Source organism: Noviherbaspirillum galbum (assembly GCF_010974945.1).
GTDB classification, from domain to species: Bacteria; Pseudomonadota; Gammaproteobacteria; order Burkholderiales; family Burkholderiaceae_D; genus Noviherbaspirillum; species Noviherbaspirillum galbum.
Genome location: NZ_JAAIVB010000008.1, coordinates 77,825 through 103,508 on the forward strand (window position 1 = coordinate 77,825; position 25,684 = coordinate 103,508).

The 25,684-nt window shown below is 64.2% G+C and carries 25 protein-coding genes; 7 read left to right on the forward strand and 18 right to left on the reverse strand.

All coding sequences use genetic code 11. The features are described from left to right. The first annotated feature begins 60 nt into the window (after positions 1–60). Genes araD through G3574_RS01475 form a run of 3 tightly spaced genes read left to right on the forward strand, consistent with a single transcriptional unit; the run spans position 61 to position 3,577 of the window. A complete protein-coding gene (gene araD / locus G3574_RS01465) occupies positions 61–1,782 on the forward strand; it encodes an L-arabinonate dehydratase (RefSeq protein WP_163960160.1) in 1,722 nt (573 codons plus the stop codon). Between the two features lie 31 nt (positions 1,783–1,813). Further along, positions 1,814–2,686, forward strand: coding sequence for an SMP-30/gluconolactonase/LRE family protein (locus G3574_RS01470; protein ID WP_163960161.1), 873 nt, complete (start codon positions 1,814–1,816; stop codon positions 2,684–2,686). Between the two features lie 3 nt (positions 2,687–2,689). After that, positions 2,690–3,577 carry an aldose 1-epimerase gene (locus G3574_RS01475; protein WP_163960163.1) on the forward strand — a complete coding sequence of 296 codons (888 nt, stop codon included), beginning with the start codon at positions 2,690–2,692 and terminating at the stop codon, positions 3,575–3,577. A 2,056-nt stretch (positions 3,578–5,633) separates the two neighbouring features. Here the strand turns inward: G3574_RS01475 and ldcA are convergent. The 9 genes from ldcA to guaB all read right to left on the reverse strand — a co-directional run bounded on the left by ldcA (position 5,634) and on the right by guaB (position 14,588). Then, the gene (ldcA, locus tag G3574_RS01480; protein WP_163960165.1) at positions 5,634–6,587 is read right to left on the reverse strand and encodes a muramoyltetrapeptide carboxypeptidase; all 954 of its coding nucleotides are present in this window, start codon (positions 6,585–6,587) and stop codon (positions 5,634–5,636) included. Positions 6,588–6,722: 135 nt separating this feature from the next. Next, positions 6,723–7,574 carry a lipase family alpha/beta hydrolase gene (locus tag G3574_RS01485; RefSeq protein ID WP_235952884.1) on the reverse strand — a complete coding sequence of 284 codons (852 nt, stop codon included), beginning with the start codon at positions 7,572–7,574 and terminating at the stop codon, positions 6,723–6,725. Positions 7,575–7,620: 46 nt separating this feature from the next. After that, positions 7,621–8,532: an alpha/beta fold hydrolase gene (locus G3574_RS01490; protein WP_163960167.1), complete on the reverse strand. Its 912-nt coding sequence runs from the start codon at positions 8,530–8,532 to the stop codon at positions 7,621–7,623. 264 nt (positions 8,533–8,796) lie between these two features. Further along, positions 8,797–9,321, reverse strand: coding sequence for a tRNA adenosine(34) deaminase TadA (gene tadA / locus G3574_RS01495; protein WP_163960169.1), 525 nt, complete (start codon positions 9,319–9,321; stop codon positions 8,797–8,799). A 2-nt stretch (positions 9,322–9,323) separates the two neighbouring features. Continuing rightward, positions 9,324–9,773: a 6-carboxytetrahydropterin synthase QueD gene (gene queD, locus G3574_RS01500; protein ID WP_163960171.1), complete on the reverse strand. Its 450-nt coding sequence runs from the start codon at positions 9,771–9,773 to the stop codon at positions 9,324–9,326. Positions 9,774–9,786: 13 nt separating this feature from the next. Then, entirely contained in the window at positions 9,787–10,419 is a 633-nt protein-coding gene (queE, locus tag G3574_RS01505) for a 7-carboxy-7-deazaguanine synthase (protein WP_163960173.1), read from the reverse strand. 30 nt (positions 10,420–10,449) lie between these two features. Further along, positions 10,450–12,030, reverse strand: coding sequence for a glutamine-hydrolyzing GMP synthase (guaA, locus tag G3574_RS01510; RefSeq protein WP_163960174.1), 1,581 nt, complete (start codon positions 12,028–12,030; stop codon positions 10,450–10,452). A gap of 31 nt (positions 12,031–12,061) precedes the next feature. Beyond that, on the reverse strand, positions 12,062–13,093 hold the full coding sequence (locus tag G3574_RS01515; protein WP_163960176.1) for a GGDEF domain-containing protein: 1,032 nt from the start codon (positions 13,091–13,093) through the stop codon (positions 12,062–12,064). 34 nt (positions 13,094–13,127) lie between these two features. After that, entirely contained in the window at positions 13,128–14,588 is a 1,461-nt protein-coding gene (gene guaB / locus G3574_RS01520; RefSeq protein ID WP_163960178.1) for an IMP dehydrogenase, read from the reverse strand. Positions 14,589–14,760: 172 nt separating this feature from the next. On the opposite strand from guaB, the gene G3574_RS01525 reads away from it, so the two are divergent. After that, positions 14,761–15,264 carry a DUF4124 domain-containing protein gene (locus G3574_RS01525; protein ID WP_163960180.1) on the forward strand — a complete coding sequence of 168 codons (504 nt, stop codon included), beginning with the start codon at positions 14,761–14,763 and terminating at the stop codon, positions 15,262–15,264. A gap of 228 nt (positions 15,265–15,492) precedes the next feature. On the opposite strand, the gene G3574_RS01530 is transcribed toward G3574_RS01525, so the two are convergent. Together G3574_RS01530 and G3574_RS01535 are read right to left on the reverse strand one after the other, a co-directional pair. Next, positions 15,493–15,777 (reverse strand): RnfH family protein, encoded by a 285-nt coding sequence (locus G3574_RS01530; protein WP_163960183.1) that lies wholly within the window; start codon positions 15,775–15,777, stop codon positions 15,493–15,495. Continuing rightward, the gene (locus G3574_RS01535) at positions 15,770–16,201 is read right to left on the reverse strand and encodes a type II toxin-antitoxin system RatA family toxin (protein WP_163960185.1); all 432 of its coding nucleotides are present in this window, start codon (positions 16,199–16,201) and stop codon (positions 15,770–15,772) included. The genes G3574_RS01530 and G3574_RS01535 overlap by 8 nt, the downstream gene beginning before the upstream one ends. 67 nt (positions 16,202–16,268) lie before the next feature. On the opposite strand from G3574_RS01535, the gene smpB reads away from it, so the two are divergent. After that, positions 16,269–16,718, forward strand: coding sequence for an SsrA-binding protein SmpB (smpB, locus tag G3574_RS01540; RefSeq protein ID WP_163960187.1), 450 nt, complete (start codon positions 16,269–16,271; stop codon positions 16,716–16,718). On the opposite strand, the gene G3574_RS01545 is transcribed toward smpB, so the two are convergent. From G3574_RS01545 to ppsA, 4 genes are all read right to left on the reverse strand, one after another. After that, positions 16,715–17,404: a glycine-rich domain-containing protein gene (locus G3574_RS01545; RefSeq protein WP_163960189.1), complete on the reverse strand. Its 690-nt coding sequence runs from the start codon at positions 17,402–17,404 to the stop codon at positions 16,715–16,717. The genes smpB and G3574_RS01545 overlap by 4 nt on opposite strands. Positions 17,405–17,428: 24 nt before the next feature. Next, positions 17,429–18,352 carry an SPFH domain-containing protein gene (locus tag G3574_RS01550; RefSeq protein ID WP_163960191.1) on the reverse strand — a complete coding sequence of 308 codons (924 nt, stop codon included), beginning with the start codon at positions 18,350–18,352 and terminating at the stop codon, positions 17,429–17,431. Between the two features lie 12 nt (positions 18,353–18,364). Next, positions 18,365–18,811 carry an NfeD family protein gene (locus G3574_RS01555; protein ID WP_163960194.1) on the reverse strand — a complete coding sequence of 149 codons (447 nt, stop codon included), beginning with the start codon at positions 18,809–18,811 and terminating at the stop codon, positions 18,365–18,367. Between the two features lie 259 nt (positions 18,812–19,070). After that, entirely contained in the window at positions 19,071–21,428 is a 2,358-nt protein-coding gene (gene ppsA, locus G3574_RS01560) for a phosphoenolpyruvate synthase (protein ID WP_235952886.1), read from the reverse strand. Positions 21,429–21,693: 265 nt separating this feature from the next. On the opposite strand from ppsA, the gene ppsR reads away from it, so the two are divergent. Both ppsR and G3574_RS01570 read left to right on the forward strand, forming a co-directional pair. Continuing rightward, positions 21,694–22,542, forward strand: coding sequence for a posphoenolpyruvate synthetase regulatory kinase/phosphorylase PpsR (gene ppsR / locus G3574_RS01565; protein WP_163960196.1), 849 nt, complete (start codon positions 21,694–21,696; stop codon positions 22,540–22,542). A 132-nt stretch (positions 22,543–22,674) separates the two neighbouring features. Then, positions 22,675–23,055: a hypothetical protein gene (locus G3574_RS01570; RefSeq protein ID WP_163960198.1), complete on the forward strand. Its 381-nt coding sequence runs from the start codon at positions 22,675–22,677 to the stop codon at positions 23,053–23,055. Between the two features lie 6 nt (positions 23,056–23,061). Here the strand turns inward: G3574_RS01570 and G3574_RS01575 are convergent, their stop codons facing one another. The 3 genes from G3574_RS01575 to lpxB are packed head-to-tail and all read right to left on the reverse strand — an operon-like array spanning position 23,062 to position 25,675. Beyond that, entirely contained in the window at positions 23,062–23,865 is an 804-nt protein-coding gene (locus tag G3574_RS01575) for a TrmH family RNA methyltransferase (protein WP_163960212.1), read from the reverse strand. Then, positions 23,862–24,545, reverse strand: coding sequence for a ribonuclease HII (gene rnhB, locus G3574_RS01580; protein WP_163960214.1), 684 nt, complete (start codon positions 24,543–24,545; stop codon positions 23,862–23,864). The genes G3574_RS01575 and rnhB overlap by 4 nt, the downstream gene beginning before the upstream one ends. Then, positions 24,542–25,675, reverse strand: a complete 1,134-nt coding sequence (gene lpxB / locus G3574_RS01585) for a lipid-A-disaccharide synthase (protein ID WP_163960420.1) — start codon at positions 25,673–25,675, stop codon at positions 24,542–24,544. The genes rnhB and lpxB overlap by 4 nt, the downstream gene beginning before the upstream one ends. Between the last annotated feature and the right edge of the window lie 9 nt (positions 25,676–25,684).

Sequence of the window (25,684 nt, forward strand, 5' to 3'; positions counted from 1 at the left end):
ACGCCGGCGGACTCAGACCCAATCCTCGCCTCGCAGCATGAATTCCCCCACGAGAACCCTATGACTACAGAAAAGCCAAAACGTCGCAGTCAGGCCTGGTTCGGCGGGCAAGACCGCGATGCCTTCGTGCACCGCAGCTGGACACAGAAAATGGGTCACCCGGCCGACGAGTTCGACGGCCGCCCGGTGATCGGCATCTGCAATACCTGGTCGGAGTTAACTCCCTGCAACAGCCACTTCCGCGAACTCGCCGAGTTCGTCAAGCGCGGTGTCCTTGAGGCAGGCGGATTCCCCCTTGAGTTCCCTGTCATGTCGCTGGGCGAAACCCAGCTCCGGCCGACCGCCATGCTGTTCCGCAACCTCGCCAGCATGGACGTGGAAGAGTCGATCCGCGGCAATCCCATCGATGGCGTGTTGCTGCTGATGGGCTGCGACAAGACCACTCCCGCGCTGATGATGGGCGCGGCGAGCTGCAACCTGCCGACCATCGGGGTGTCGGGCGGTCCGATGCTCAACGGCAAGTTCCGAGGCAAGGACATCGGCTCCGGCACCGGCGTCTGGATGATGTCGGAAATGGTCCGCGCCGGCCAGATGACCCAGGCGGAATTCACCGACGCCGAGGCCTGCATGAACCGTTCGGCCGGCACATGCATGACCATGGGCACCGCGTCCACCATGGCGAGCATGGTGGAGTCGCTGGGCATGTCGCTGCCGGGCAATGCGGCCATCCCGGCGCCGGACACCCGGCGCAACCGCCTCGCCCAGCTCAGCGGCCGGCGCATCGTCGAGATGGTCAAGGAAGAGCTGACCATGGACAAGATCATGACCCGCGAAGCTTTCGAGAACGCGATCCGCGTGAATGCGGCGATCGGCGGCTCGACCAATGCGGTCGTGCACCTGCTGGCCATCGCCGGGCGCATGGGAATCGAGCTGAAGCTGGAAGACTGGGACAGGCTGGGCAGCGAGATGCCCTGCCTGGTGAACGTCCAGCCGTCGGGCCACTACCTGATGGAAGACTTCTACTATGCCGGCGGCGTGCCGGCGGTCATGCGCGAGATCAGCAGCATGCTGCACCTGAACGCGCTGACGGCAAATGGCCGCAGCCTCGGTCAGAACATCGAGGACGCGCCCTGCTACAACCGGGAAGTCATCAAGACGGTCGAAGATCCCTTTAAGCCGCACGCCGGCATCGCCATCCTCAAGGGCAACCTCGCGCCGGACGGCGCGGTGATCAAGCCCTCCGCCGCCACGCCCGCGCTGCTCAAGCACCGCGGACGCGCGGTGGTGTTCGAGGACATCGAGGACTTCCGGGCGCGCATCGACGACCCGGCGCTCGACATCGACGAAAACTGCGTGATGGTGCTGAAGAACTGCGGTCCCAAGGGCTATCCCGGCATGGCCGAGGTCGGCAACATGCCGCTGCCGAAGAAGGTGCTGGAGAAAGGCGTGACCGACATGGTGCGCATTTCGGATGCGCGCATGAGCGGCACCGCCTACGGCACGGTGGTGCTGCATACCTCGCCCGAAGCGGCGGCCGGCGGACCGCTGGCGCTGGTGAAGAGCGGCGACATGATCATGCTCGACGTCGGCGAACGCAGCCTGCATCTCGAGGTGAGCGACGAGGAACTCGCGCGCCGGCGCGCCGCATGGACGCCGCCGCCCATGCCGGACCGTGGCTACGCAAAGCTCTACGTCGAGCACGTGCAGCAGGCCCATCTCGGCGCCGACCTCGACTTCCTGGTGGGTAGCAGCGGCGCGCCCGTGCCGCGCGAATCCCATTAGCGCCATTAAACAATCGACAGGGAAGAAGACAATGAAAACACCGGAATGCGTCTGGGACGCGCATGCCCTGCTGGGCGAAGGTCCCCTCTGGTCAGACAAGGAACAGGCGCTGTACTGGGTCGACATTCTGGGCCACCGGCTGCATCGCTACTCCATGCAGGCTGGCCAGAAGACCTGGGACTTCGACCAGGAGATTTCCGCCATCGCCGAACGCGAGCAGGCCGCCGGCCTGGTGATCACCCAGCGCCACGGCTTCGCCTTCTTCGATCCCGCAAGCAGCGAACTGCGGCAGGCCGTGCGGGTGGAACCCGACATGCCCGGCAACCGCTTCAATGACGGCAAGGTCGACCGCATGGGCCGCTTCTGGGCAGGCACCATGGATTTCGCCTGCAAGTCGCCCACCGGCTCGCTCTACCGCCTGACGCCCGACCTCGAGGTGAAGCGCATGGACACCGGCTACCCGGTGACGAACGGCCCGGCCTGGTCCGCGGACTACCGCACCATGTATCACAACGACAGCGTGAATGGCAGGGTCTTCGCCTTCGATTTCGACCTCGAGTCCGGCGAGGTCGCCAACAAGCGCCTGTTCCTGCAATTCGAGAAAAGCGAAGGATCGCCCGATGGCATGACCACCGATGCGGAAGGCGGGCTGTGGATCGCGCATTGGGGCGCGAGCAAGGTCACCCGGCACGATCCGCACGGCAAGATCACGCATGCCATCACCCTGCCCTGCTCCCAGATCACGAGCGTCGCCTTCGGCGGCCCGCATTTCCGCACCCTCTTCATCACCTCGGCGGCAGATGGCCTCGGCCCACGGGAATTGGAACGAGAACCGCTGGCAGGCGGTCTCTTCGCTGTCGATCTCGACATCGCCGGCGCGCCGGCCAACAAATTCAAGGGATGATTCATGACCGCCAGCATCATCACGCTCGACAACGACAGGCAGCGCCTCCAGCTCGCGCCGAACATGGGGGGAAGCGTCACCGCCTGGGAATGGAAAAACGATAACGGCACGATCCCCCTGTTCCGCCCGTGGAGCGGCGCGTCGGAAGACCGCTACACCACGGCCTGCTTCCCGCTGATTCCGTGGTCGAACCGGATCACGGGCGGCGGCTTCGAGCACGAAGGCAGGTTCTACCCGATCCATGCCAACCGCATGCAGGAGCATTACCCGATCCATGGCGACGGCTGGCTGCAGAGCTGGGCCGTCGCCGATCAGCAGCCCGACCGCATCAAGCTGACGCTCGATTCCAAGCATTTCGACGACGATCCGTATCACTACCGGGGTTCGCAAACCTTCACCCTGCTTAATGACGGCTTGCAGATCGACCTCACCGTGACCCACCTCGGCGACGGCACCCTGCCCTACGGGCTCGGACTGCACCCCTACTTTCCGTCGAACGCGCAGACCCGCTTCATGGCCCGCGCCGAAGGCGTCTTCCTGTCAGGCGACGATCCGATACCGACGGGGCATTCCAACACCTTGCCCGAGACCTGGAACTACAACCAGCCCGCCGCGCTGGATGGTCCGCTGATCGACAATTGCTTCACCGGCTGGAACGGCAAGGCCGTCATCAGCTATCCCGACCGCGGTTACCAGCTAAGCATGGTCATGCCCGACTGCAACGGCTACAGCCTCATGTATCGCCCGCCCGGCGGGGACTGCTTCTGCTTCGAGCCGATCACCCATCCCATCGACGCCTTCCACATGCCCAACCGGCCAGGCCTGGCCATCCTCGGCCATGGCGACAGCCTCGCCCTGCGCGCCAAGTTCTTGATCGCGCCGATAGGCTGACGGCGCCGCGCCGGTGTCCGGCACTTCCGCCGGCAAGCCTTGCAGGAAGGTCCGCAAGGCCGCCGCATGGCGCGGCACCGCGCGCCCCGGCCTTTCCATGCATGCGGCGAGCCAGGCGGGCGACACCGCCAGGCCATCATTGACGATGCCCTCGATCATGGCGCAATAGGCCCTGCCGCCCCTGGCGAAGCTCTTCCGCATGGCCGGCGTCATCGGCGTATGCCCGCGCGAGCCATGGGTCAGGATGTCCGTGACCGTGTCGCCGTCAAGATGCAGCGCGCCGTGCAGCGTGCGCAGCAGGTCGCCGAATGCTGCCACTGTGGCGGCGTCGTTGTTCACGATCGCCTGGTAGAGCCCGGAACGCCCCTTGGGACCGGACGCGCACAGCAATTCGATCAGGTCATCACGCTCCTTGATCCCGCAGGCAAGGAACAGCTTCCCTGCGGCGCGGACCGCCGTAGCGCATCCGTCCTGCATCGCCACGCGCAAGCCGTCATGCCCGCCGTCGCCGCGGGCACTGGCCAGCCGCCTGAGCAGCGCCGTGTCCTGGATGTCGACATGGTCCAGCATGTCGGCGAAGGATGCGATCACGTCGCCGCTGTCCGCCTCGAAGGCGGTGAGCAAGGCCCGCGAGAGGTGGGTCTCCTGCCGCGCGAGCGCCTGCTGGAATTCCGCGCCATGCTGCCAGCTTTGCCGGGCGAGGAGCGGCCCGATGAAGCGCATGCCTTCGTTGTCTCCCATTTCCATCGACAGCAGCAAGGCATGCAGGGCGGAATCGATGTCGCGCTCATCGAAGAGGCGTCCCGCATGATCCTTGCAAACGGCTTCGTCCACGTTGGCGACATGAAGCAGGCGGCTTTCCACGCAAAGCCGGTCCAGGCGGTCCTTGCCCAGCCAGGCGTCCAGTCCGAGCGTGTCGAGCGCCTCGGGTCGGTCCAGCGGCCTCGACAGACGGAAGGCATTCGCGCTCACCTCCGGCAGGTAGACGCGGCAATCGACCATCCGCCCCTTGCGGGCCAGGTTGAGGCAAAGGCAGCCTTCGCGGCCGCGCTCGAGAAACCGCGGGATGAACATTACCCAGCTTTGCTCGGCATGGTCCTGCATTTGCCTGCCGAGGGCGCGCACGAGCTTGCCGAATTGGCGGACGTCGAGATGAATGCCGCCCTGGGCCAGCTCTTCCAGGAAATAGGCGTCGAGGGCATCGGCGCCTACCGAGCGCAACCTCGCCCTGGCCTGGGCTGGCTTCCGGATCGTTGCGAGGCGCCGTTCGAAGCCGCGAACTCCCGTTTCATCCATGGCGGCATACGCGGCGAGATGCATGGGAGAGAAGGCCCGGCGGCCGCCCCTGGTGATGGGCAGGCTGTTGGCATGGTTGGCCAGGCCGGCGCCGGGACGCGGCTCCCCGTGGTCGAAGCCGTGCGGACGCAGGATGCGGCGCAGCTTCACGATCTCCCTTTCGAAGGCGGCCGCCTGGCGCCGGCAGTATGGACGGCTGGCGAAGGGCATGAAGATTTTCCGGTATTGCCGCGCCACGCCCGACAGCAAGGCATTTCCTTCCGCCCGGTTCATCCCGGCGCGGCGCAGCACGGCATCGAGGAATCCGAGATCCTGGCGTTCGACGAAATTCCTTGCGGCTGCCCGCGTTACGAGTTCATGCTGCTGGACGAGATCGCGGTGCACCGTCGCGCCGCTCGACTTCAGCAGGTAACCGGCGATCCAGTCGACGTCGCCGCGCGCAATGGCCCAGGACAGCGTGTCGGCGATCAGCGGCAGCGACCTGCATGGCGGGAAGATTCTCGGATTGAAGCCATCGTCTTCGCCCGCCCCGACTTCCGCAAGCTGGCTGGCAGGCTGTCGATGCGTGATGCATGGAGAGTCGGATGACCGGGCGGGCTGGGCAGGTACGGCAGGCACGGCGGAAACGTCGGCCGCCTCGGCGGCAAGGCTGGGGGATGGGAAGGCGACAGGATGCATGAGGCACGCGGAGTGGCGGAAAGACTCGTGAGTGCCGCATGGCCGATGCCGGTTCCTGCCGGGTGGAAACCCCTAATGCAAATTAAGCGCTCTCTCCAAGCAACCTCGTCCCCATCTTGTCCAGCGCGGGATAGCCAGACATGCTCAGCACCGCCTCGCCGCCGCTGCACCGCAGGCGCGCATGGCTGCCGACGGCCAGCGTGGTCTTGTCGCGGATGTGGCCGAAAGGCAGGCCGCGCACGATGGGCACGTCGATCGCTTCCCGCAAGTAGGCCAGCATGCGGTCGAAATCATAGCCATTGTCGTAGGGGCTCAGCCGGTAGCCGGAAAAATCGCCAAGCACGATGGCCTTCTGGTCGAGCAAGCCGGCATGGAAAAGCTGCAGCAGCATGCGTTCCACGCGGTAGGGATGTTCGTTGATGTCTTCGAGGAACAGGATGCCGCCGTCGATGCGCGGCAGGTAAGGCGTGCCCGCGAGATGGCAGAGCATCGCGAGGTTGCCGCCCCACAGGATGCCGCTCAGGTCGAGGTCCGGGCTGTCGCCCGCATCGAAGCGGACGTCATGGGTATCGCTGGCGAGGCAGGACCAGAATTCGCCGAGCGTGAATTCGCTCGGATCTTCCCGGCCGAAGTCGTCGCAGATCATGGGGCCGGCAAATGAAGCCGCGCCCTGGCGCGCGAGCAGCGCCATCTGAAGCGCGGTGATGTCGCTATGGCCGACGATGCGCTTGCCCGACTCGGCAAGCAGCTGCAGGTCGATGTCGCCGAGCAGGCGCGACAGGCCATAGCCGCCGCGCAGGGCGACGATGACATCGACTTCCGGATTGCGGGCGGCCGCATGCAACTGGGCCACGCGGGCGGCGTCGTCGCCGCCGAAGCGTTCATGCTTGCCAGACGGATCGTAGTAATTCCATACGCGGCAGCCGCTTGACTCGAAGCGGGCGATGGCGCGCGCGACCGCTTGCTCGTCGGGCGCATAGCCGCTGGTGGCAACGATGGCGATGCCGCAGGAAACCGGATCGGTCGAATGGGTCATGGGCGCTCCGCGAGATGTTCCGCCGGCAACGTTGAGATGGCGGCGGGATGACGGCGCCGGGGCGGCGCAGAACGCGAGATTAGCATACTCCCGCCCCGCCGCGACCCGCGCGGCATTCATCAATTCTTCACGTGCTTACCAGCGGAAGAGCGAACTGCGGTGCGGATCCATGTAAAGCAGCCGCTTCATTCCCTGCAGGCCCTCGCGGTCGAAACGCTGCCACGCGCCTTCCGGCTGGGCCAGCCGGTCCGCGATCGCATACAGCGCGGTCGGATTCAGGCCCATGCCGATGTGGCTCGCATGGACTTCGACGTTCTCAGAGCGCTCGGTCTCGCGCTCGAGGCAGGCCTGCCAGGCGACCACGCCGTCGGTACGGCTCAGGATGGAGGTCGTCGGCACGGGCGGCGACTCACGCAGGCTGGCGATCAGGTCGGGATTGGCGTCGATCTGCATGCCGCTGGCAAGTTCGAACAGCCGCCATGCATTCGTGAGCTTGGGCGACCCGGCGAAGGGCGTGCCGAGCGTGACCACCACGCGCACGTGCTCGGGCAGCGACTTGGCGATCTCCCGCGCATAGATGCCGCCGAGGCTCCAGCCGATCAGGCTGACCTTGCGGTCGTGCCGCGCGTGCAATTCCTTGACGCGCTCGTGGCAGGCTTCGATCACGCCGGGACGCGGCCCCCGGTTGAGGCCCTGCTCCCAGGCATAGGCCTCATAGCCGCGGTCGCGCAGAAACTGGCGCAGGAACAGCGTGGTGAAATCGCCCGTGGCGAGGCCGGGAAAGACCAGCACCGGGTGGCCGTCGCCCTGCGGCGCCTTGCGCAGCACCGGCAGCGTCAGGACCGAGGCCCATAGCTCCCATGGCGCGCGTCCGCCTTCCAGCGCCAGCAGCAGCCAGCTCGGCGGGGCAATGTCTTCGTCATTGACCGCCTTCGCGCCGATCTGGTCGAGCGTGGTTCTCGCGGTTTGCATCAGTTTTGCAAGCATGGAGTGCTCCAGGAAGTAAGCATGATATCGATGATGGCGTGCCCGGTCACGCCCGGTGCGCGGCGGGAGCCGAAGCGGCGGCGCAGTGCGCCGCGATCAGCGCGGCGATCTGTTCCGACAGGCCCGGCGGCAGGTCGTGGCCCATGCCTTCGATCTCGTGCAGGACCGCGCCGGGAACGAGGAAGGCGGTATCCCTTCCGCCCGCGATCGGCACCAGCGGATCGGCGCTGCCGTGCACGACCAGCGTGGGCGCCTCGACCGTGCGCAACAAGGCGACGCGGTCGCCCGATCCTGCCACCGCCATGATTTGCCGCGCCGTGCCGCGCCACGACGGATTGCGCCGGACGCTGGCTTCCACCATGCGCCTGAGCTCTTCGTCGGGCGTGGGATATTTTGGGCTGCCGATCACCTTGAAGAGCCGGACGAAATGATCGACCACGCTGTCGAGGTCGCGCGGATTGGCGGGACGCGAAAACATCGCCTGGTTCGCTGCCATGGTCGGTCCCGGCAAGCCGGGGCGGCCGCTGGTCGACATGATGGAGGTCAGGCTGCTGACGCGCCCGGCATGGCTTGCCGCCATGATTTGCGCGATCATGCCGCCCATGGATGCGCCAACCACATGGGCGCGCGCGATGCCGAGCGCGTCCAGCACGCCGATCGCATCCTGCGCCATGTCATGCAAGGTATAGCCGCTGCTCACCGGCATGTGGAACATCGAGCGGAAGAAGGCGCCGGCGAGGTCCGGCTTGCCGTATTCATCCATCTTGCTCGAGAGTCCGCTGTCGCGGTTGTCGAAACGGATCAGGCGATAGCCCTGCTCGACCAGGGTGCGGCAGAACGGCTCGGGCCAGGAAATCAGTTGCAGGCCGAGCCCGGCAATGAGCAGGACTGGCTCTCCAGAGGCATCCCCCTGCGTTTCGTAGGCAATCGTGATGCCATTGCTTTGAAGTGTCGGCACGGCATTCCCCTTTTGAAATAAGGCAGTTTGTTATGCGGCGGCATCCGGTCGAGGCGCGCCGCCGCGCGTTCTCCGTGCCGTTTGCAAGCGTTGTGCCATGCACAATGAAGCACATCGGATGCTGACGAATGAGCCAATACCGCCCGAAGTGGATGCTTTTGCGCGCGTCGTGCGTGCAAAGGCACCTCAAATGTGCACCTTTGCTTTTCCGACTTTACACGGTCGTGCGCGATTTTTCCGATGTTACGCGCAACGGCAAGGGGTTTAATTTACATCAGGCAAGGATGGGAGCGACAGGGAGGCAATGCCGGCGGTGTTTGCCGCATCGCGGGAACCGAGGGCGCGCCGCCGTTCCGCGAAGAATTCCTTGAGCAGGCCGCCGCACTGCTCGGCGAGCACGCCGCCGGTGACGAGGGTATGGTGGTTCAGCTTCTGCTGTTCGAACAGGTTGACCACGGAACCGCAGGCGCCGGTCTTGGGGTCGGCCGCGCCGAAGACCACGCGCGCCAGCCGCGCATGCATCATCGCACCGGAACACATGGCGCAAGGTTCGAGGGTGACGAACAATTCGCAGCCCGGCAGCCGGTAATTGCCGAGGATCGCGGACGCCGCGCGCAAGGCCATGATTTCAGCATGGGCCGTCGGATCATGTGTTCCGATGGGCTGGTTGAAGCCGGTGGCGATGACTTCGCCATCCTTGACGACGACCGCCCCGACCGGAACCTCGCCCAGCGCCCAGGCATTGTGGGCCTGGGAGATGGCTTGCTGCATGTAGACGGCGTCGTCCATGGTCAGGCATCCGCCGTGATTTCCGCCCAGCAGTTCGGCGTTTCGTGGAGTACCAGCTTCTGCAGGCGCAGCCCGGTGCCGTAGCGGTCCTGGTAGGCGGCCTTGAGTATGTCGAAGGCAGTCTTCGCCAGATTTTCGACGGTGGGGATGCTGGCGATGATCACGGTCTTGTGTCCGGGCAGGCTGTCGAGGAATTCGCGCACGGCGGTATCCTTTTCATAGGCCAGGAAAGCGTGGTCCCAGACATCGACGAGATGGCTCTTGGCGATGGCCTTGACGTCGGAAAAGTCCATGATCATGCCCTGGTCGGAGCTGCCCTCTTCCCGGATGATGTCGCCGGCCAGGGTGATTTCCAGGGTGTAGCGATGGCCGTGCAAATTGCGGCACTGGCTCTTGTGATCCGGAATGCGGTGGCCGGCGTCGAATTCGAGTTTGCGGGTGATGGTGAGCATGCGTTTGGTTGGTTCAGGGAATCTGCAGCAGCTTGTGGGTTTGCAGGCTCAGCTTCCATTGCGGCCGGGCCTTGCAGAGTTCGATGGCCAGCGCGGTGTTGCGCTGGGCGTCGGGCCCGTCCATGGGTTGCAGGTAATGGTGGTCGAACTCGAGCGCCTCGTACTCGCCGAGGTCCTGCCCTTGCTGCGGAATCACGACCTTCAGTTCGTTGCCCTTGCGGACCTTCAGCGGCGCGCCCATCTTCGGGCTGATGCAGATCCAGTCGACGCCGGGCGGCACGTCGATGGTGCCGTTGCTTTCGATGGCGATCATGAAGCCGCGCGCATGCATGGCATCGATCAGCGGCGCGTCCAGTTGGAGCAAGGGTTCGCCGCCGGTGAAGACGACGAACTTGGCATGCGCGTGCGACGACGGCCAGAGCGAATCGATGAGCGCGGCGAGTTGATCCGCATCGTATTTGCCGCCGCGCTCGCCGTCGGTGCCGACGAAATCGGTGTCGCAGAACTGGCAGATGGCTTTCGAACGGTCGGCTTCGCGGCCGGTCCAGAGGTTGCAGCCGGAAAAACGGCAAAATACAGCGGGGCGTCCGGCATGCGTGCCTTCGCCCTGCAGCGTGTAGAAAATTTCCTTGACGGTGTAAGTCACAGTATTGCTTCGATCACGGCGTGCCCGCCGTCATTCCCACTCAATGGTCGCCGGCGGCTTGCCGGAGATGTCGTAAACCACGCGGTTGATGCCGCGCACTTCGTTGATGATGCGGTTCGACACCTTGCCCAGCAACTCATGCGGCAGGTGCGCCCAGTGCGCTGTCATGAAGTCCTGGGTCTGCACCGCGCGCAGCGCAACCACGTATTCATAGGTGCGGCCATCGCCCATCACGCCGACCGACTTGACCGGCAGGAAGACGGCGAAGGCCTGGCTGGTCTTGTCGTACCAGGAACGGCCTTCCTCGTCGACGCAGTTGCGCAGTTCCTCGATGAAGATGGCATCGGCGCGGCGCAGCAGGTCGGCAAATTCCTTCTTGACTTCGCCGAGGATGCGCACGCCGAGACCGGGTCCCGGGAAGGGATGGCGGTAGACCATGTCGTGCGGCAGGCCGAGCGCCACGCCGAGTTCGCGCACTTCGTCCTTGAACAGTTCGCGCAGCGGTTCGAGCAGCTTGAGGTTGAGCGTCTCGGGCAGGCCGCCGACGTTATGGTGGCTCTTGATGGTGTGTGCGCCCTTCTTGCCCTTGCCGGCGCTTTCGATGACGTCGGGATAGATCGTGCCCTGCGCCAGCCATTTCGCGTTCTTCAGCTTGTCGGATTCGGCGTGGAAGACCTCGACGAACTCGGCGCCGATGATCTTGCGCTTGGCCTCGGGGTCGGTCACGCCGGCCAGCTTGCCCATGAACTGCGAGGTGGCGTCGACATGGATCACCTTCACGCCGAGGTTCTTGGCAAACATGTTCATGACCATCTTGCCTTCGTCGAGGCGCAGCAGGCCGTGGTCGACGAAGACGCAGGTGAGCTGGTCGCCGATGGCGCGGTGAATCAGTGCCGCGGCCACGCTGCTGTCGACGCCGCCGGAGAGGCCGAGGATCACTTCCTGGTCGCCGACCTGCTTGCGGATGGCTTCCACCGCTTCGGAAATGTAGTCGGGCATGTTCCAGTCCGACTTGCAGCCGCAGATTTCATGCACGAAGCGGCTGAGCATGGCCTTGCCCTGCGCGGTGTGGGTCACCTCGGGGTGGAACTGCACCGCGTAGAAGCGACGCTCCTCGTCGGCCATGCCGGCGATCGGGCAATTGCCGGTGGACGCCATCAGCTTGAAGCCGGGCGGCAGCTCGTTGACCTTGTCCCCGTGGCTCATCCAGACCTTGAGCATGCCGTGGCCTTCGGCGGTGACGAAGTCGGCGATGCCGTTCAGGAGCTTCGTATGGCCCCGGGCCCGGACCTCGGCGTAGCCGAACTCGCGCACGAGGCCGTTCTCCACCTTGCCGCCGAGCTGGGCCGCCATGGTCTGCATGCCATAGCAGATGCCGAGCACCGGCACGCCGGCCTCGAACACGGCTTGCGGCGCGCGCGGCGTGTCGCCCTCGGTCACCGAATTAGGACCGCCGGAAAGAATGATGCCGGCCGCGCCGTAGTTGCGGATGAATTCGTCGCTGACGTCGTAGGGAAACACTTCGGAAAACACGCCGGCTTCGCGCACGCGGCGCGCGATCAGCTGGGTGACCTGGGAGCCGAAATCGAGGATGAGGATCTTGGAGTGCATGGGAATGTGAAGGGAAAGATCAGGGGGAGGATCAGGTTGATTCGGGAGTCGCCAGCACGACGCGGTTGCGTCCGCCATCCTTGGCGGCATACAGCGCGATGTCGGCCCGGCTGATGAGTTCTTCCGTGGTCGCGGTGGTGAACAGGTCGGTGGATGCCACGCCTGCGCTGATGCTCAGGTTGAGCGTGGCGTCGTTGATCAGCTCGGGCTGCGCGGCGATCGTGGCGCGCATCCTGTCGGCGACGGCGGCGGCCGTCTGGGACGACGACCCGGGCAGGACGATGAGGAATTCCTCGCCGCCATAGCGCCCGAGCGCTTCCTGCGGCCGGATGCAAGCGCGCAGCCTGCTCGCGATGCGCACCAGCACCTGGTCGCCTGCCGGATGTCCGTAGGTATCGTTGATCTTCTTGAAGTGATCGAGGTCGACCACGATCAGGGACAGCGGCAGGCTGGCCTTGTCGCAGCGCACCGCTTCGATGTTCAGGATGCGCATGATGGCGCCCCGGTTCCAGGTGCCGAGCAAGGGATCGACCAGCGACTTGCGGCGCAGGCTCTTGTTCTTTTTTTCCAGGTCGCTCTGGTAGGCATTTACCGCGCGCAGCTGAAGTTCGCGCTCGACCAGCGCCGCGATGTCGGACAGCAGGCAGCGGTCGCTTTCGCTGAAGCCGGAGCGCGCGGCGTAGTCCACCAGGTGGACCGACCCGAGCAGCTCGCGCGCGTGGTTGAAGATGGGATGCGAGGCATAGAAGCGGACCTGCGGCGCGCCGGTGACGCCCGGGTGTTCGCCAAGCAGCGGATGCGCGCGCGCATCCAGCGCGACGACCGGCTCGGCGGACGGGGGCAGCTCATAGCAGAAACGGCTTTCGGCGGAACCGGTCGTGCGCTGCCCTGCCTTGGCACGCAGCGCCTCGAAGGTGATCACGCAGTTCGCCACGCCGAACAGGCGCCGACCCACCCGGCGGATACGCAGCAGCTGCGAATCCGCTCTGGTGTGGGTGCCGTCCGCGGCGTCGGTTGACAATGCGGGTGCGGCGCCCGGTCGTGGGCTGTCGGGTTGGCTCATGGTCTCTGCGGCGATGCCGCCAAAGCGCGCTGACTCAGTCGGCGCGGTAGTTCGGCGCTTCCTTGGTGATCTGCACGTCATGCACGTGCGATTCGCGCATGCCGGCCGCCGTGATCTCGACGAACTCGGCCTTCTCGCGCAGTTCGTCGATGGTCGCGCAGCCGCAGTAACCCATGGAGGAACGCACGCCGCCCACCAGCTGGTACAGGATGGTCAGCACGCTTCCCTTGTAGGGCACCCGGCCTTCGATGCCTTCCGGCACCAGCTTGTCGGCGTTGTTCGCGGGATCCTGGAAGTAACGGTCGGCCGAGCCCTCGGACATCGCCCCGAGGCTGCCCATGCCGCGGTAGGACTTGTAGCTGCGTCCCTGGAACAGGATGACTTCGCCCGGCGCTTCTTCGGTGCCGGCGAACATGCTGCCCATCATGACGCTGGACGCGCCGGCTGCCAGCGCCTTGGAGATGTCCCCCGAGAAGCGGATGCCGCCGTCGGCGATGCAGGGCACGCCTGTGCCCTTGAGTGCGTCGGCCACGTTGGAAATGGCGGTGATCTGGGGCACGCCCACGCCGGCGACGATGCGGGTGGTGCAGATGGAGCCGGGGCCGATGCCGACCTTGACGCCGTCGGCGCCGTGTTCGACGAGGGCCAGCGCGGCGGCCGCGGTGGCGATGTTGCCGCCGATGACGTCCACGTGCGGGTAGCGGGTCTTGACCCATTTCACCCGGTCCAGCACGCCCTTGGAATGGCCGTGCGCGGTATCGACCACGATCACGTCGACGCCGGCCTTCACCAGCAGCTCGATGCGTTCGTCGTTGTCCGGGCCCACGCCGACTGCCGCGCCGACGCGCAGCTTGCCGTGCTCATCCTTGCAGGCGTTCGGGTGTTCGGTGGATTTCTGGATGTCCTTGACGGTGATGAGGCCGCGCAGCTCGAAGTCGTCGTTGACGACAATAACGCGCTCGAGGCGGTGCTTGTTCATGAGGCGCTTGGCCTCGGAGAGCTCGGCGCCCTCCTTCACGACCACCAGCTTTTCGCGCGGCGTCATCTTGGCGCGCACTTCCGCATCGAGCTCTTCCTCGAAGCGCAGGTCGCGGTTGGTGATGATGCCCACGACCGTCTTGCCCTCGACGACGGGGAAGCCGCTGATGCCATGCTGCTCGGAGAGCGCCATGACGTCGCGGATGCGGGTGGTGGGGGGAATGGTGATCGGGTCGCGCACGACGCCGGATTCGAAACGCTTGACCTTGGAAACTTCGCGCGCCTGGTCCTTGGGCTTCAGGTTCTTGTGGATGATGCCGATGCCGCCTTCCTGCGCCATGGCGATTGCGAGGCGCGCTTCCGTGACGGTGTCCATCGCCGCCGACAGCAAGGGAATGTTCAGCGAGATGTTGCGCGAGAGGCGCGTCTTGAGGGAAGTGTCTTTGGGAAGGATGTCCGAGTGGGCCGGAACGAGGAGCACGTCATCGAACGTGAGTGCTTTCTGGAGTAGACGCATAGTGTTTCCTATAGGCGCAAAGCGGCATTATACAGAAAAGGCGGATGCGCCGTTGTTTTTGCATGAAATCAAACCGTAATTCGCGGTTTCATGCGTTGACACGTTTGGTAAAGCATGGCGAAATCGGCATGTTGCCCCGCGGACTTCCCGCCTTGCCACCTCGACGAAGATCATGCCGACGCCTCTTTCCTTCTTCCGCGCCCTGCCATTCGCCATTGCGCTCGCAGCCGCCTTTCCCGCGACGGGCCTGGCCCAATATCTCTGGCTCGACGAACGCGGCGTCAAGCAATTCTCCGATCGTCCGCCGCCGACCGACGTGCCGGCATCGCGCATCCTCAAGCAGCCAGGCCGTCCCGCCGCTTCCCCGGAGCCATCCGCGGACGCCGCGCCCGCCGGCGATGCACCCAAAGGACCGCCCTCCACCGCCGAGCGCAATGCCGACTACAAGAAGCGCATGACGGAACGTCAGGAACGCGAGCGGCAGACGGCGGAAAAGGATCAATTCGCCCAGGACATGAGCCGCAACTGCGAACGCGCCAGGGACTACCAGCGTTCGCTCGAGTCAGGCGAGCGCATCAGCAGGCTTTCCAGTAATGGCGAGCGTATCTACCTCGATGAGGCGCAGCGCAGCCGCGAAAGCGCGGACAACCGCCGCATCCTGGACAAGTGCAAGTGAGTGGCAAAGGGAAGGTGAGCCAAGTGGGTTAAACCCGGCCGATTTGCGAGAATTTTTCAATGAAATGGAGATGCCGCATCACATCACTGTCATTCCCGCGCTGGCAGAAATCTCATTTCCGTCGTCCGGAGAGGCGCAACATGGGATTCCCGCCTGCGCGGGAATGACACCGCATATTGGCCCGCACATCGGTTTATCCGAAAGACCTTCTTAAATCTGCGCAGCCGATCAGTCCCTCTTCTTCTCCGCGCGCCGCCGCCGCGATTCCATCGGATCGGCGATCAGGGGACGGTAGATTTCCACGCGATCTCCTTCGCGCAGCACGGTGTCGAGCGTCTTCACCTTGCCGTGGATGCCGACGCGGGCCTGGTCCAGATCGATTTCCGGCGCCTCAGCCAGCATCCCGCTCGCGTCGATCGCCTGACGCAAGGTCGAGCCCTGCGCGACCATGATGTCCATCAGGATCTGCCGCTCAGGCCGGGCGTAGCATACCTGGACGCGCAACTCAGCCATAGACTGCCTCGGCGCGCTTGCAGAACGAATCGACGAAACTGTTGGCGATCATGTTGAATACCGGGCCGATCAACTGCTCCAGCACGCGGCTGGAAAACTCGTAGTTCAGGTCGAACTCGATCTTGCAGGCGTCGGCGCGCAAGGCCTTGAAACGCCATTGCCCGTTCAATTGCCGGAACGGTCCTTCGACGAGGGTCATCTCGATCAGCTCGGGCGGGGTATTGAGGTTGCGGGTGGTGAAGCTCTGTCGCACGCCATGGTAGTTGATGGCGACCGACGCCACCACCTTGTCTTCGCTTCGCTCCCTGACCTCCGCGCCGCCGCACCAGGGCAGGAATTTCGGGTAATCCTCCACCCGTTCCACGAGCGCATACATCTGTTCCGCGCTGTATGCCAGCAATACCGACTTGTGCACGACCGCCATCGAGAAAAGACCGTTTTGATAGAATAGAAGGTTCGAATTTTAACCGACCCGCCCGTTTCCCACACTCATGAGCATTGTCGACAATAAAAAAGCCTTCCACGACTATTTCATCGAAGAACGCTTCGAAGCGGGAATGGTGCTGGAAGGGTGGGAAGTCAAGTCGATCCGTGCCGGCCGCGTGCAGCTCAAGGAAGCCTACGTGATCGTGCGCAGCGGCGAGGTCTTCCTGTTCGGCGCGCACATCAGTCCGCTGCCGACCGCTTCCACCCACATTTCCCCCGACCCGGTCCGCACCCGCAAGCTGCTGCTGAATGGCGACGAGATCAAGAAACTGATCGGCAAGGTGGAGCGTGCCGGCTACACCCTGGTGCCGATCAACCTGCACTATGGCAAGGGCCGGATCAAGTGCGAGATCGGCCTCGCCAAGGGCAAGAAGCAGCACGACAAGCGCGATACCGAGCGCGAGCGCGACTGGCAGCGGGAACAGCAGAAGATCATGAAGCAGAACCGGCGCTAGTCGCCGCCGCAACCGCCGCTGCATCCGGAATCGCCGCCGCTATCGCTGCCGCCATCGCCGTCGCCGTCAGTGTCCGATCCGCCATCCCCGCCGCAGGAAGACGAGCCGCCGAAATCTCCGGCGCAATACACCGTCGCGGCCGAGGCGTCCGCCTGGATGAGTCCCTTGCAATCCGGGTGGTAGAAGAATCCGCCCGGTATCTGCAGCATGCCGTCGAGCGCAAACAAGAGCGGCAGGCGCGCCGGCCGCGACGGCTGTATGCCCTCCTGGCGGCAAGTCTCGTGCCAGATGCGGTGCAATCCTCCATTGCCCTGCCGTCTCTTTTCGAGTGCGACCGCCGGCGTATGGTGCATGAAGCGGCCGAAGGCTTGCCGGCAGAATACCTCGTAGGCGCGGGTGTAGAGGATGAATTCATGCCACAGGGCGTCCGCGGACTGGGAAGGCATCGAGACGAATTTCCCGGTGCGGGCATAGGCAAGGAAGAACTGTTTCAAGCCATGGCCGACCTGCGCGCGCTCCGCCGCGGAAAGATGCGGATAGCGTTCGCCCAGCCTCTCGTACAAGCCCTTCGGGAAAGCATACCCGCGGATGAAGGCTTCGCGCACGGAGAGGCGCTGCCGGCGGTGGCGGGCGACGACCCACCAGAGAAGCAGAATCAGGGCGCCGGCGGCAAGGATGCGCATCATGGCGGCCTCCCGGCTTACACGCGATCAGGTCTTGCCTTGCGACTTGACCACTTGCAGCGCGCTTGCAATGAGGCCGCTCATGTCGCCGAGGTTGGCGGGAACGATGATGGAGTTGTTGGTCTTGGCGAGCTGGCCGAAGGCATTGACGTACTGCTCGGCCACCTTGAGGTTGACCGCGTCGATGCCGCCCGGCTCGCGGATGGCGTTGGCCGTCTTGCGCAACGCTTCCGCGGTGGCTTCGGCGATCGCCAGGATGCCCGCCGCCTGGCCCTGGGCGCGATTGATGGCAGCCTGTTTTTCGCCTTCGGACCGCGCGATCGCGGCCTCGCGTTCGCCGCTGGCGATGTTGATCTGCTCCTGGCGGCGCCCTTCCGAGGCGGCGATCAGGGCCCGCTTCTCGCGCTCGGCGGTGATCTGGGCCTGCATCGCGTGCAGGATCTCCTTGGGCGGCGTGAGATCCTTGATCTCGTAGCGGAGTACCTTCACGCCCCAGTTCGCGGCGGACTCGTCGATCGCGCTGACGATGCTCTTGTTGATGTGTTCCCGTTCCTCGAAGGTCTTGTCGAGCTCCATGCGGCCGATGACCGAGCGCAGCGTGGTCTGGGCCAGCTGGGTGATGGCGGCGACGTAATTCGAGGAACCGTAGGAAGCGCGCATGGCGTCCGTGACCTGGAAATACAGGATGCCGTCGACCTGGAGCTGGGTGTTGTCCTTGGTGATGCATACCTGGCTGGGCACGTCGAGGGGAATCTCCTTCAGCGAATGCCGGTAGGCGATGCGGTCGATGAAGGGCAGGACGATGTTGAGCCCGGGGCCCAGCGTCGCATGGTATTTTCCCAGCCGCTCCACGACCCAGGCATGCTGCTGCGGCACGACCTGGATGGTCTTGATGACGATGACGATGGCGATGATGAGCAGCAGCAGCGTGAGGTTTCCGAACGTGAACATCGCTGATCCTTTCTAGGCGTGATGAACGGCGGGGACCACAATGAGGCGGCTGCCTCGGATTTCCCTGATGACATAGTGGCCGGGAAGCGGAATGCGGTTTTCCGGGAAGCTGTCGTCGAGTTCGACATCCCACTCCGCGCCGCGGTAGGAGGCGCGCGCGCTGCGTTCCGACCAGCTGTCGATTCGCAGCTGCTGCCCGATGTCGAGCAGTACGTCGGGGTTGCGCGAGGCCGCATGCCGGGTCTGCTTGCCGAGGCGGGTGCGGTGCAAGATGGATGTCGCGGCGACGCCAACAATGGCCGCCGCCACGAACTGGGCCGCCTCTCCTGCCCCGACCAGCGCCACGAGCCCGCCGGCCGCCAGTCCGAGCGCAATCATCAACAGGTAGAAGGTGCCGGTGAACAGTTCGAGCACCACGAGCACGCCAGCCAGCAGTATCCAGACGATCCAGTTTGCCATGGGCCACCTCCTTTGCAGATATTCAAGCCATCTGCCGCCAGAACGCAAGCGCGCCGCGAACGGTTTATCGACGGCGGCAATAAAAAACCCCGCGGCCGAAGGCGACGGGGTTCAAGATACCAAGGTACAGCTGTTTTTGTTGGTGGTATTGAATGTTCAAGTTGCCCAAAGTCTAGTCGAAATTTCCATAGGCTCCAAGGCCCCGGCAGCCGGCATTGCAAATTTACAACGCCGCTGCCGGGCTTGCACTTCGGCGTCTTTAGCCCGCCGAGGCCAGTTTCTGCCAGGTGTCGAGGACGGTGTCCGGGTTCAGGGAGATCGAGGCGATGCCTTCCTTCATCAGCCATTCCGCGAAATCCGGATGGTCCGACGGGCCCTGGCCGCAGATGCCGATGTACTTGCCCTGAGCGAGGCAGGCGGAGATCGCCTTCGTCAGCAAGGCGCGCACCGCCGGGTCGCGCTCGTCGAAATCGGCGGCGAGCAATTCCATGCCGGAGTCGCGGTCCAGGCCCAGGGTGAGCTGGGTCAGGTCGTTCGAACCGATCGAGAAGCCGTCGAAAAATTCGAGGAACTGCTCCGCGAGAATGGCATTGGACGGCACTTCGCACATCATGATCAGGCGCAAGCCGTTCTCGCCGCGCCGGAGGCCATTTTTGCCGAGCAGGTCGACGACCTTGGATGCCTGCCCGAGGGTACGGACGAAGGGCACCATGATCTCGACGTTGGTGAGCCCCATGTCGTTGCGCACCCGCTTCATCGCTTCGCATTCCATCTGGAAGGACTCGGCGAAGTCTTCGGCAATATAGCGCGAGGCGCCGCGGAAGCCGAGCATCGGGTTTTCCTCGTCCGGCTCGTAGCGCGAACCGCCGATCAGCTTCTTGTACTCGTTAGACTTGAAGTCGGACAGGCGCACGATCACCGGCTTCGGCCAGAAGGCGGCGGCGATGGTGGCCACGCCTTCCGCGAGCTTGTCGACGTAGAAGGCGCGCGGGGACGCGTGGCCGCGGGCCACCGATTCGACCGCCTTCTTCAGGTCGGCGTCGATGCCGGGATACTCGAGGATGGCCTTCGGGTGCACGCCGATGTTGTTGTTGATGATGAACTCGAGGCGCGCCAGGCCGACGCCGCCATTCGGAATCGACTGGAAATCGAAGGCGAGCTGCGGGTTGCCGACGTTCATCATGATCTTCACCGGGATCTCTGGCAGTTCGCCGCGCGTCACTTCGGTGATTTCGGTCTCGAGCAGGCCGTCGTAGATCTTGCCTTCGTCACCCTCGGCGCAGGAAACGGTCACCAGGGTGCCGTCCTTGAGCGCATCGGTCGCGTTGCCGCAACCCACCACTGCCGGCACGCCGAGCTCGCGGGCGATGATCGCCGCATGGCAGGTGCGGCCGCCGCGGTTGGTCACGATGGCGGAAGCGCGCTTCATCACCGGCTCCCAGTTGGGATCGGTCATGTCGGCCACCAGGACGTCGCCGGGCTGGACGCGCTCCATCTCGGAGGGGTCGTGGATCACACGCACCGGGCCGGCGCCGATCTTCTGGCCGATCGCGCGGCCGGAAGCGAGCACCGTGCCGGTGGACTTCAGCTTGAAGCGCTGCTGGGCATCGGTGGCCTTTTGCTGCGACTTCACGGTTTCCGGGCGGGCCTGCAGGATGTACAGCCTGCCGTCGCGCCCATCCTTGCCCCATTCGATATCCATCGGACGGCCGTAGTGCTTCTCGATGATGACGGCGTACTTCGCCAGTTCGACGATTTCCTGCTCGTTGAGGGAATAGCGGTTGCGCATCTCGATGGGCACGTCGACGGTGCGGACCGAACGGCCGGCCTTGGCTTCGCCGGTGAATTCCATCTTGATCAGCTTGGAGCCGATGTTGCGCCGGATGATGGGAAGCTTGCCCTGCTCGAGCATCGGCTTGTGGACGTAGAACTCGTCGGGATTGACCGCGCCCTGCACCACCGTCTCGCCGAGTCCGTAACTGGAAGTGATGAAGACCACGTCCTTGAACCCGGACTCGGTGTCGATGGTGAACATCACGCCCGCGGCGCCGAGGTCGGAACGGACCATGCGCTGCACGCCTGCCGACAGCGCGACCTCGGCGTGGGTAAAGCCCTTGTGCACGCGGTAGGAAATCGCCCGGTCGTTGTAGAGCGAGGCAAAGACATGCTTGATGGCTTCCAGCACGTTGTCGATCCCGACCACGTTGAGGAAGGTTTCCTGCTGGCCGGCAAAGGACGCGTCCGGCAGGTCTTCCGCGGTGGCGGAAGAACGCACGGCAAACGACACCTCGGCCGCGGAGTCGGCCACCAGCTTCGAATAGAACTCGCGGATTTCCTGTTCCAGGCGGGGCTGGAACGGGGTGTCGACGATCCACTGGCGGATTTCCGCGCCGGCCGAGGCGAGCGCGCGCACGTCGTCGATGTTGAGCGACGCGAGGCGATCCTCGATGCGCTTGGCGAGCGTGGGTCCGCCATTGGCGCTGTGAGACAGGAAATCACGGAATGCAAGCGCCGTGGTGGCGAAACCGCCAGGCACGCGCACACCGGCGCCCGCAAGCTGGCTGATCATTTCGCCAAGCGACGCGTTCTTTCCGCCGACGGATTCAACATCCGTCATCCGCAAGTGTTCAAACGATGCTACGTAGGTAGCCTCCTGGGATTTCCCCATTGCTGCGTTGGACATAACAACCTCGGTTTTTGATGATAAGAAATCTGCATGTGCGCCTTCTCCGCGGAGCTTTTCTTGGTATTCTTCTCTGGAAGCATCCGGACAGGAGGTCGTTGACGGTTGGCGAAATAAATTAGAAGCCATTTTACAGTGTGCAACCGGATTTTGCCGTGCACAATATTCAATTTTTCTTGCACCCTTTTTCATCCAGATCATGCCATCGCTGCCCCCGCCATTTCAGACCTCCACCGACCGCACCGTGTTCTTCGTTTCCGACGGCACCGGCATCACCGCAGAAACTTTTGGTCACTCCGTGCTGACGCAGTTCGAACTCCGTTTCAAGGAAGTGCGCCTGCCTTTCGTGGACACGCTGGACAAGGCCTATGATGCGGTGCGAGAAATCAATGACGCGTATGAGGTCGACGGCAAGCGCCCGATCGTGTTCTCTACCCTGGTCAAGGCGGAATTGTCCACGGTGGTGCGCCAGTCGAAGGGCATGCACATGGACCTGATCCAGACTTTCGTCGAACCGCTTGAGCAGGAACTGGGCGTGAAGTCCACCCATACCATCGGCCGCAGCCACAACATCGCCGATTCGGAAGACTACAAGCAGCGCATCGAAGCCATCAATTTTTCGCTCGCGCATGACGACGGCCAGTCGAACCAGAACCTCGTCGCCGCCGATGTGATCTTGGTCGGCGTGTCGCGCTCGGGCAAGACCCCGACCAGCCTCTACCTCGCCATGCAGTATGGCGTGAAAGCCGCCAACTACCCCTTGATCCCGGACGACTTCGAGCGCGGCAAACTGCCGAGCGGCTTGATTCCGTACAAGAAAAAGCTGTTCGGCCTGTCGATCGCTCCCGACCGCCTGGCCGAGGTCAGGAACGAGCGCCGTCCGGGCAGCAAGTACGCCTCCCCGGAAAACTGCCGCTACGAAGTCAACGAGGCGGAAAAGATGATGCGGAGGGAAGGCATCCGCTGCGTCTCCTCGACGGCAAAATCCATTGAAGAAATCGCCGCGATGATATTGCAGGAAATTAAATCGGATAAGCGCTCGTATTGATTTACTTCTTTTTGATTCGCGTCCGATTCTGTCGCAGAACCGGGAACAAAACTTACGGCCAGCTTACAAAACCCTTATGGATAACGAACGCTCGACGATAACGGCGTAGCGGGAGACATTGAGGGACAGATCATGGACCTGGTATTGATTGAGCTGTTGCTTTGGGGCGGCCTGATCTTCTTTTTCTGGGCATTGAAGGATGGCCTGGGCAGCGTCGAATCGGACATAGAAAAACTTGGCGTGCTGAACGGCAGCAAGCCGGAGGGCCTTGCCACGAGGCGGGCTCGTTTCATCGTTGCCGAACAACTCGTCGAACCGATCGGCAGCTACATGGGTGCCCAGATCCATCGTTATGCGATCATCTCCGGCAAGCGCTACCGCTTCGACCGGGTGCAGCCTCCCGGCATGGCAATTGCCCTCGACGCCGACGAACGTTATCTCGAACCCGGACTGGTCTACCAGGAATGCGTGGAAATGCCCGATGGACTGCAAGCCACCGGGAGCGCCGGCTAGGTCTTTTCAGGTCTTCCCGTCCGGGCTTGCCATGGTTTGCCTGACCTGCTCGAACAGGCATACCGCCACGCTGGCCGCGACGTTCAGCGACTCGATCTTGCCGATGTGGGGAATGCCCACCGTAACGCTCGCCTTGCGCAGCAGGTTTTCCGACACCCCCTGCCCTTCATGGCCGAACATCCAGGCCACCGGCCGCGACAAATCCACGTCGTAGACGGTTTTCGCGGCATGCGAACTCGTCGCCAGGACCGGCACCCGGGCTGCTGAAACGACCGTTTCGAGGTCGATGCCTTCCACGATGTTCAAGAGAAAATGCGCACCCATTCCGGCGCGCAGGACCTTCGGCGACCAGGCGAACACGGTGCCCGGACCGCACAGGACATGGCGGACGCCTGCCGCCGCCGCGCTGCGCAGGATGGAACCCATGTTGCCTGGATCCTGGAGATTGTCGAGCAGCACCGCGGATTCCGCGAGCGCGCCGGGATCGCTCGGCTCGGGCGTATCCACCACGAACAGGATTCCGATGCCGTTTTCCACCTGGCTGATCGCCTTGTAGAGGGAATCCGGCAAGCTGATGGCCTGCACGCGGCGGCGTTCGCATTCGGCGACGAGCGCGGCCACCTCTGGATGGGCGCTGGCGGCATCGTTGACGATGGCCAGCACCGGATGCCCGACCTGCCGGAGATAGACGTCGCAGAGATGGATGCCGTCGAGCAGCGTGCGCCTTGCCTTGCGGCGCGCCTGCGAACTCGTCGCGAGCAGCTTGATTTCCTTGTAGAGCGGATTGTCGCGCGAGGTGATCGGCTTCATGCCTCGTTCTCCCCAACACGTGACCTGCCCATCCCAGCCTCGAGCAGCGCCCGCACCGGGCCAAAGGACCGGCGGTGCACCGGCGACACGCCATGCAGGCGCATGCGCTCGAGGTGCATCGCCGTCGGATAGCCCTTGTGCCGGTCGAAGCCGTACAGCGGGTAATCGGCATGCAGGGCCAGCAGGGACGCGTCGCGCGCCGTCTTGGCAAGGATGGACGCCGCCGAGATCGCCGCCACCTTGTCGTCGCCTTGCACGATGGCTTGCGAACGGTAAGGCATGACCGGGCAGCGGTTGCCGTCGATCAGCGCCAGTGTCGGCTGCACGCTCAGGCCTTCGACCGCGCGCCGCATTGCCAGCATGGATGCCTGGAGAATGTTTATTTCGTCGATCTCGGCTTCGCTGCAGGACGCAATGGACCAAGCAAGCGCGTGGCGCCGGATCTGTTCCGCGAGCTGGTCGCGCTTCGCCTCGGAGAGTTTCTTGGAATCGCGCAAGCCTTCGATGGGCCTGGCGGGATCGAGGATGACGGCCGCGGCAAAGACCGCGCCGGCGAGCGGCCCGCGTCCAGCTTCGTCAACGCCGCAGATGATGTCTTGCGCGTCGTCGAAGAACGGCAGGCCGGCATCCTGGACGGATGCGCGCCGCGGTGCCCGGCGGCCGGAAGAACCAGAGCTCATGCTGCCTCCCTGCCGATGAGTTTGAGCACGGCCTGCGCGCTTTCACGGGCCGTGTCGCGCAGGAGCGCATGGTGCATCTCGTTGAAGCGGTGCCTGATGCGCGCGCGCAAGACTTCGTCTTCCAGCTGGATCCAGATCGCATCGGCTAGCGCATCCGGCGTGGCCGCGTGCTGCAGGAACTCAGGCACCACGAATTCTTGCGCAAGGATGTTCGGCAGGCCGACCCAGGGCTGGTAACCCATGTGCTTGAGAATGGCCCAGGACGCCGGCAGCATCTTGTACCCGATCACCATCGGTTTCTTGAACAGGGCAACCTCCAGCGTGGCGGTGCCGGAAGCGACCAGGACCGCATCGGCGGCTGCCATGGCTTCGTGCGAGCGGCCCTGCAGGATGCGCACCGGGACGTCGGCCAGGCCGGCTTCGCGCATCAGGTTCCTGAACAGCGCTTCCTGCGCTTCGCCAGCCATGGGCGCGACGAAGCGCAGCGAAGGGTCGCGTTGCTGGAGGCGCTGGGCCGCGCCGACGAATGCCGCGGTGTTGTACTTGATTTCCGACATCCGGCTGCCGGGCAGGATGGCCACGATCCGATCGCGCGGCGCCAGGCCCAGTGTCAGCCGCGCGGCGGTCACGTCTGGTTCCATGGGAATGACTTCCGCGAGCGGATAGCCGACGTAGGTGACCGGGATGCCTGCCTTGCGGTAGATCTCTTCTTCAAAGGGGAAAACCACCAGCATGTGGGACACGGCCTTCGCAATCTTCTTGATGCGCCCGGCCCGCCATGCCCAGATCGAGGGGCTGATGAAGTGCATGGTCGGAATGCCGGCGGCGCGCAGCGGCGTTTCCAGTCCGAAATTGAAGTCGGGCGCGTCGACGCCGATGAAGGCCGCCGGCCGTTCGGCCAGCAAGCGGTCGCGCAAGGCATTCTGGATGCCCTTGATCTCGCGGTAATGCGCCAGCACTTCGAACAGGCCGCGCACCGACAGTTTCTCCATTGGCCAGTCGCTGCGAAAACCGTAGGCGGCCATGCGAGCGCCGCCGATGCCGTGGAAGTCGGCATGCGGTAGATGCGGGCGCAGGCCGGAAAGCAGGCGGCTGGCCAGCAGATCGCCCGAACTTTCCCCCGCGACCATGGCAATGGC

Excerpts from the sequence above, each read along its gene's own strand:
- G3574_RS01545 (WP_163960189.1), bottom strand. The coding sequence starts at position 17,404 with ATGATGCGCATCCTTGCCGCCGGCGCCCTGATTCTGCTTCTCTGGTGG.
- G3574_RS01570 (WP_163960198.1), top strand. The coding sequence starts at position 22,675 with ATGGACCTGGTATTGATTGAGCTGTTGCTTTGGGGCGGCCTGATCTTC.
- G3574_RS01485 (WP_235952884.1), bottom strand. The coding sequence starts at position 7,574 with ATGCTTGCAAAACTGATGCAAACCGCGAGAACCACGCTCGACCAGATC.
- G3574_RS01515 (WP_163960176.1), bottom strand. The coding sequence starts at position 13,093 with ATGAGCCAACCCGACAGCCCACGACCGGGCGCCGCACCCGCATTGTCA.
- G3574_RS01550 (WP_163960191.1), bottom strand. The coding sequence starts at position 18,352 with ATGTTCACGTTCGGAAACCTCACGCTGCTGCTGCTCATCATCGCCATC.
- smpB (WP_163960187.1), top strand. The coding sequence starts at position 16,269 with ATGAGCATTGTCGACAATAAAAAAGCCTTCCACGACTATTTCATCGAA.
- ldcA (WP_163960165.1), bottom strand. The coding sequence starts at position 6,587 with ATGACCCATTCGACCGATCCGGTTTCCTGCGGCATCGCCATCGTTGCC.
- tadA (WP_163960169.1), bottom strand. The coding sequence starts at position 9,321 with ATGGACGACGCCGTCTACATGCAGCAAGCCATCTCCCAGGCCCACAAT.
- G3574_RS01470 (WP_163960161.1), top strand. The coding sequence starts at position 1,814 with ATGAAAACACCGGAATGCGTCTGGGACGCGCATGCCCTGCTGGGCGAA.
- guaA (WP_163960174.1), bottom strand. The coding sequence starts at position 12,030 with ATGCACTCCAAGATCCTCATCCTCGATTTCGGCTCCCAGGTCACCCAG.
- araD (WP_163960160.1), top strand. The coding sequence starts at position 61 with ATGACTACAGAAAAGCCAAAACGTCGCAGTCAGGCCTGGTTCGGCGGG.
- G3574_RS01535 (WP_163960185.1), bottom strand. The coding sequence starts at position 16,201 with ATGGCGGTCGTGCACAAGTCGGTATTGCTGGCATACAGCGCGGAACAG.
- G3574_RS01475 (WP_163960163.1), top strand. The coding sequence starts at position 2,690 with ATGACCGCCAGCATCATCACGCTCGACAACGACAGGCAGCGCCTCCAG.
- rnhB (WP_163960214.1), bottom strand. The coding sequence starts at position 24,545 with ATGAGCTCTGGTTCTTCCGGCCGCCGGGCACCGCGGCGCGCATCCGTC.
- G3574_RS01575 (WP_163960212.1), bottom strand. The coding sequence starts at position 23,865 with ATGAAGCCGATCACCTCGCGCGACAATCCGCTCTACAAGGAAATCAAG.
- G3574_RS01555 (WP_163960194.1), bottom strand. The coding sequence starts at position 18,811 with ATGGCAAACTGGATCGTCTGGATACTGCTGGCTGGCGTGCTCGTGGTG.
- queD (WP_163960171.1), bottom strand. The coding sequence starts at position 9,773 with ATGCTCACCATCACCCGCAAACTCGAATTCGACGCCGGCCACCGCATT.
- guaB (WP_163960178.1), bottom strand. The coding sequence starts at position 14,588 with ATGCGTCTACTCCAGAAAGCACTCACGTTCGATGACGTGCTCCTCGTT.
- G3574_RS01530 (WP_163960183.1), bottom strand. The coding sequence starts at position 15,777 with ATGGCTGAGTTGCGCGTCCAGGTATGCTACGCCCGGCCTGAGCGGCAG.
- lpxB (WP_163960420.1), bottom strand. The coding sequence starts at position 25,675 with ATGGTCGCGGGGGAAAGTTCGGGCGATCTGCTGGCCAGCCGCCTGCTT.
- ppsA (WP_235952886.1), bottom strand. The coding sequence starts at position 21,428 with ATGACGGATGTTGAATCCGTCGGCGGAAAGAACGCGTCGCTTGGCGAA.
- ppsR (WP_163960196.1), top strand. The coding sequence starts at position 21,694 with ATGCCATCGCTGCCCCCGCCATTTCAGACCTCCACCGACCGCACCGTG.
- G3574_RS01525 (WP_163960180.1), top strand. The coding sequence starts at position 14,761 with ATGCCGACGCCTCTTTCCTTCTTCCGCGCCCTGCCATTCGCCATTGCG.